The 5,852-nt window shown below is 59.6% G+C and carries 4 protein-coding genes; 3 read left to right on the top strand and 1 reads right to left on the bottom strand.

What is annotated here, in order from left to right:
- The 3 genes from Q1K23_RS07010 to Q1K23_RS07000 all read left to right on the top strand — a co-directional run.
- The coding region (locus tag Q1K23_RS07010; protein WP_300363433.1) for a TolC family protein at positions 1 to 1,205 on the top strand (1,205 nt) is incomplete at its 5' end.
- Positions 1,202 to 2,314, top strand: coding sequence for an efflux RND transporter periplasmic adaptor subunit (locus Q1K23_RS07005; protein ID WP_300363432.1), 1,113 nt, complete (start codon positions 1,202 to 1,204; stop codon positions 2,312 to 2,314). The genes Q1K23_RS07010 and Q1K23_RS07005, both read left to right, overlap by 4 nt.
- Before the next feature lie 90 nt (positions 2,315 to 2,404).
- On the top strand, positions 2,405 to 5,461 hold the full coding sequence (locus tag Q1K23_RS07000) for a CusA/CzcA family heavy metal efflux RND transporter (RefSeq protein WP_300363431.1): 3,057 nt from the start codon (positions 2,405 to 2,407) through the stop codon (positions 5,459 to 5,461).
- 39 nt (positions 5,462 to 5,500) lie between these two features.
- Here the strand turns inward: Q1K23_RS07000 and Q1K23_RS06995 are convergent, their stop codons facing one another.
- Positions 5,501 to 5,836 carry a hypothetical protein gene (locus Q1K23_RS06995; RefSeq protein ID WP_300363430.1) on the bottom strand — a complete coding sequence of 112 codons (336 nt, stop codon included), beginning with the start codon at positions 5,834 to 5,836 and terminating at the stop codon, positions 5,501 to 5,503.
- Positions 5,837 to 5,852 lie beyond the last annotated feature (16 nt).

Raw genomic sequence — 5,852 nt, 5'->3', positions numbered from 1 at the left:
AACCCATCCCAAAAATTCAGGAGATTTGGATGAAATCCATCACGACATTCCTCTTATTGGCCATATCGCCGCTTTTTGCCATCGACTACCGTACTTTCGAAGCCGATGCCCTGCAAAAAGCGCCCGCGCTGCAAAGCGCGAAGCTCGAAAGCGATGCGGCCCGGCTCGAAGGGGCCATGGCGCTGCGCTACGACAATCCGTCGCTGGAAGTGGAGGCGAGCCGCTTCGACACGGACAACGGAAACGACGACAACGGCTGGCGTGCCAATATCTCGCAGCCTGTCCGTGTTTTCGGCCTCGGCGACGACCTCCGGCTCCATGCCGATTCACTGGAGACGGTCGCGCGAAAGAGATTCGAAAAGAGCCGGGCCGGCTTTAGAGCCATGCTTCGAAGCCGGTTCGCGGCCTATGTCGAAGCGGTTCATGCCGGCGAACTCATGAAAGAGGAGATCGATCTCGCCAAACGGCTCGAAACGATCGCGGAGGAACGCTTCAAAGAGGGTGCCGGCACCCGGGCGAAGGTGATGCAGGCATCGCTGCAGCGTATCGCGGCCGAATCGCGCCTCGTCGAACAGGAGCGCCGCATCCTCGAGCGTTACTACGATCTTCTCTCGACGGCGCAGACTCCAGGGAAGCCGCAGATCGATGCGGTATTTCTCTACCCGATGCGGCCGGCCGGCGTTGCCGCGAACGGAATGAACAACGCCGAACTGGAACTTCTGAAAGCCCGGGTCGGGCAGCTCGAGGCCGAAGCGAAGATGAACGACAGAAGCGTGAAAACCTACCGGCTCTCGGCCGAATACGAAGAGGAACCGGAACAGTCGATCGCACGCATCGGCCTGGGCGTGGATCTTCCTTTTTTCAACCGCTACGAAGAGGAGAAGCGGCTCGCGAAGGTTCGTGCCAGACAGAAGGCTCTGGAAGCCGAAAGTGTCGAACGCATGCAGCGGACGAAGCTCGAAGCGCTCGAGCGGCGCCTCCACGCGCTGATGCGCCACCACGAAGCGCTGAAACGCCAGCGGCGGAAACAGGCCGAACTGCTGGCTCTTTTCACGGAAGGGTACAAAACGGCCCAGACTTCGCTGCTCGATCTCATACAGGCTCAGAACGGCCTGATCGAAACGAAGCGGAAACTTCTGCAAATCCGCTACCTCAACGACCTGTATCACATACAAATCGACTATCTGCAAGGAACCGACCAATGAAAAAAACACTCACTCTACTCATCCTGGCGGCCGTGACACTGGCGGCATCCGACATCGTCATCGCCAAAGCGGTCGAAAGAGGCTTTGGAAAGATCCTGCGCGTCAACGCGAAGATCGTACAGCTGAGCAACCAGCGCCAGCGGATCGTTTCGCGCCTCGGCGGTCATCTGGAACGCTACTTCGTCGAACCGGGCGCCACCGTCGAACGGGGCGAACCGGTCGCGGCGGTCAAGTCACTGGAACTCTCCGGAATGACGGCGAACTACCTGGCGCTGGGAAACACAATCAAGGCGGCCCGGGAGCGTCTGGCTTCGACGAAAAACCTCTATGCCAAAGGGCTCGCTTCGCGCCAGGACGTCAACCGCGAAGAGATCGCGCTGGCCGCCGTCGAAGCGGAGAGGAACACGCTGGCTTCGCAGCTGAAATCGCTCGGAATCGACCCGGCGAAACTGAAAACGGCGACCGACACGCTGACGATCCGCGCCCATGCCGACGGGCTGGTCAGCCGCCTGCTCGTCCCGCTGCACACCAACCTCACGGCCGAAACGCCGATCGTCTCGCTGGTGCAGAAGAGCGGCTACTACGCCCTGGCCTACGTGAGCGTGGCCGATGCGCTCCGTATGCCCGAAACGGCCAGGGGAATACTGCGTATCGGCGACGAGCGTTTCGAATGCCGCTACCTGAGTCTTCTGCCCAAAGTGGACGAAGAGACGCAGCGCGCCCAAATGCTCTTCTGGATCGAAAGTTCCCGAAAATCCCTGCTGCTCGACGCTTTCGGCGAAATGGAGATCGAAGTGCCGCCTTTTGAAAAAAGTGTCGCTGTCAAAAAAAGCGGATTGACGATGTTCGAAGGGGAATGGGTCGTTTTCGTACCGACGGCGGAAGGAGAGCATGGCGGGGAGGAAGAACACGACGGCCACGAAGAGGAGGGTGAAGAGCACCGTCACGAAGCTTTGCCCTACGAGCCGCGTGTCGTAAAGATTCTGGAACGCTTCGGCAACGATGTCGCGGTGCGCGGGCTTCATCCCGGTGAACCCTACGTGAGCGACGGGGTCTGGTTCGTCAAGTCGATGGCGCTCAAAGAGAGGATGGGCGGACATGGGCACTAAAACGGCACTGCGTGCCTGGAAATTGGGCATTGGTCATTGGTCATTGGGGCGGCGCTTTGCGCCGCGATTGTTTGTGGCGAGGAGGCGGTGATGGAAGGGTTTTTCAAACTGCTGATTCGCTACAAGTTTCTCGTCATCGCCCTTTTCCTGGCTATTGCGGGGTTCGGCTACAAAGCCTACACCGAAATCCCGGTGGACGCCTTTCCCGACATCACCCCCAAACAGGTCGTGATCTATACCGAAAGCCCGGGCAACTCCGCCCAGGATATCGAAAAGCTGATCACCTATCCGATCGAATCGGCGATGGCGGGGCTTCCGGGAGTCAAGATGATCCTCAGCAACTCCATTTTCGGCCTCTCCTATGTGTCGATTTTTTTCGAAGAGGGTTACGACATCTATTTCCTGCGCCAGCTCGTCACCGAACGGCTCAACACCGTCGATATCCCCTCAGGATGGGGAAAACCGGTCATGGGCCCCAACACGACAGGTCTCGGGCAGGTCTTCTGGTACCGGCTCGCGGACGAAAGCGGCAGGCACACCCTCGCGCAGCTGCGGGAGCTGCAGGAGTATGTCGTCGCTCCGATGCTCAAATCGGTCGACGGTGTCGAGGAGGTGATCGGATGGGGCGGTTTCGAGAAACAGTACGAAGTGCTGATCGACCCGAAGAGGCTGCAGGCTGTCGACGTCACCTACGACGAGATCGTCGACGCCCTTCAAAGAGCCAACCTCAACGCGGGCGGGCAGTATCTCGAAATGAACCGCGAACAGTACCTGATCCGGGGCGACGGTTTCTACAAAAGCATGGACGACATACGCAACACGGTCGTACGCGCCAAAGAGGCCCGGGCCGTGACGGTCGGCGACATCGCGGAAGTGCGTGAAGGCAGAGCCCCGAGGTTCGGTGCCGTCACGATCGACGGCGAAGAGGCGATGTTCGGGATGGTGCTGCAACGCACCGCGACCAACGCCGCCAGAGTCGTCGAATCCATCAAGGCGAAACTGCCGCTCGTCGACGCGGCGCTCCCCGAAGGTGTGCGGATCGAAACGGTGTACGACCGCACCGAAATCACCCACAAAGCGGTAAACACGATGACGAACGCCCTGCTTACCGGCGCCCTGCTCGTGGCGATCGTGCTCTTTCTCTTTCTCTTCGAGCTGCGCAGTGCGTTCATCGTGATTCTTTCACTGCCGCTCTCTCTGCTCATCGCCTTCCTGATGATGCGCGAATACGGCATCAGCGCCAACCTGATGAGCCTTTCCGGGCTCGCCATCGCGATCGGCATGATCGTCGACGGCACGATCGTCGTCGTAGAAAACGCTTTTCGGCTGCTGCACGACAAACCGGATGCAACGCGCCTAGAGATCATCGCCGAAGCGACGGCGGGCGTGGCCAAACCGGTCATCTTCGCCCTGCTGATCATCGCGGCGGTCTTCATCCCGCTGCTGAGCCTCGGAGGACTGGCGGGAAGGCTCTACACGCCGATGGCGATCGACATCGTCTTCGTCATGCTCGGATCTCTCGCCGTGGCGATGCTGCTGGTGCCGGTGCTGAGCTATCTGCTTCTCAGGCCTGCCGGAAGCGGTGCCAGCCCATTGATGCGGGCCATCAAGTCGCTCTATGTGCCGCTGCTGGAGTTCTGCCTGAAGCGGGCGAAAACCGTGACCCTTCTGGCCACTCTGCTTTTCGCCGTCTCGGCCTGGCTCCTCGGCCAGCAGGGGCGTGAATTCATGCCCGAACTGAACGAAGAGTCGATCATGTACCGTGTCATCGCCATTCCCGGGACTGCGCTCGGACAGAGTATCGAAACGGCCAAAAAGATCGAGCGTTATCTGCTGAAAGCCTACCCCGGGCAGGTCGAAAGCGTCCTGAGCATGATCGGCCGCAGCGAAAAGGGAGAGACGGCACAGGGCAACTACATGGAGGTGCTGCTGACACTCAGACCCGGGATCGAAAATCTCCCCGTACTGGCCGGAAGGATGACCCGGGATCTCCAGAAGCGTTTCGATTTCGTGCAGTTCGTTCCGACACAGCCGATCGCGATGCGGATCGAAGAGCTGCTCGAAGGTGTCAAGGCGGAGCTCGCCGTCAAGATCTTCGGAGAGAACCAGAAAGAGATGGATGCGATCGCCTCCCGGATTCAGCGGGTTCTCCAGGGTGTCGAAGGTCTCGAGCGCACCGAGGTCGAGACGCAGCTGGGACAGGCGCAGGTGACGATACGCCCCGACTTTCTTGCACTCTCACGCTACGGCATCGGCGTGGACGAGGTGATGCGCGTCATCCGTCACGGCATCGGCGAAGAACCGGTGACCGAAAAGATCGAAGGAGTACGTCGTTTCGGTATCGTGCCGAAGATCAAAGGGGCAAAAAGGGATATCGACGCGCTCAAGAGCGTGCTGCTTCGCAGCCGAAGCGGAAAGATGGTCCCGCTGGGCGAACTCTGCGACGTCACGGTCGTACAGGGGCCATCCTTCATCAAGCGGGAGAACCTCAGCCGCTACATGGTCATTTCGATGGAGGTGGAAAACCGCGACATCGCGTCGTTCGTCGAAGAGGCGGATGAAAAGATCCGCCGGAGTGTGAAGATACCCAAAGGGTACTTCATCCGCTGGGCCGGCGATTTCAAGAATATGCAGGAGGCGACCCGAAAACTGATGGTCATCATTCCGATCACGCTGGTTCTTGTCGTGCTGCTGCTCTATACGGCGTTCAACTCCTTCAAGAAATCGCTGCTGATTCTGCTCGGCGTGCCGCTGGGCCTCATCGGCGGCATCGCGGCGCTCGTACTCAGCGGCGAGTACCTCAGCGTCTCGGCGATCGTCGGCTTCATCGCGATCTTCGCCATCGCGATCCTCAACGGCATCGTGCTGGTCAGCTTCATCGACGACCTGCGGGCGAAATTTCCCGACGTACCGCTCGAAACACTGCTGAAAGACGCCGCATCCCTCCGTCTGCGCCCTGTACTGATGACGGCATTTACGACTCTCTTCGGCATTCTGCCGTTGCTGTGGGCGACCGGTGTGGGCAGCGAAATCCAGTATCCGCTGGCGGTGGTAGTCACCGGCGGTATCGTCAGCTCCACACTGCTGACCCTCCTGGTGCTGCCGGCCCTCTACCTGCTCTTCTACCAAAAGGAGAAAAGCCGGTAGAGACCCGACGAAACGGCGGAGGAAGCATCCTCCGTCGTTCTATCGGAATCTTCGCGCTTTGCCGTGTCCCGCGGCGCAGCCTCGTCCCATTCCGCGTCCATGGCCCGCCACGGTACCCCGTCCGATGACGACGCCGTGGCCATGAACCGTTCCGGTTCCTCTTTTATGATGAATACGGCCATCTTTTCCACGCCACACGGCGACGCCGGTACCATGGGCTGTCCCGCTTCCTTTGAAAATACCCTGACCATGGGCCACACCGCTTCCTTTCACCATGCCGCTGCCATGGACGATTCCATTGCCCGCCATCAAAGCAGGCGCTCCCAGCAGAGTTGCAACCATCAGGCCAAGGGCCAAACCTTTTGTCGTTTTCATATTCGCTCCTTTGTAG

Origin of the sequence: Hydrogenimonas sp., assembly GCF_029933015.1 — a bacterium.
Taxonomy (GTDB): Bacteria; Campylobacterota; Campylobacteria; order Campylobacterales; family Hydrogenimonadaceae; genus Hydrogenimonas.
Note: the sequence above shows the minus strand (reverse complement) of the source record. Positions and strands in the feature narration are given on the sequence as shown.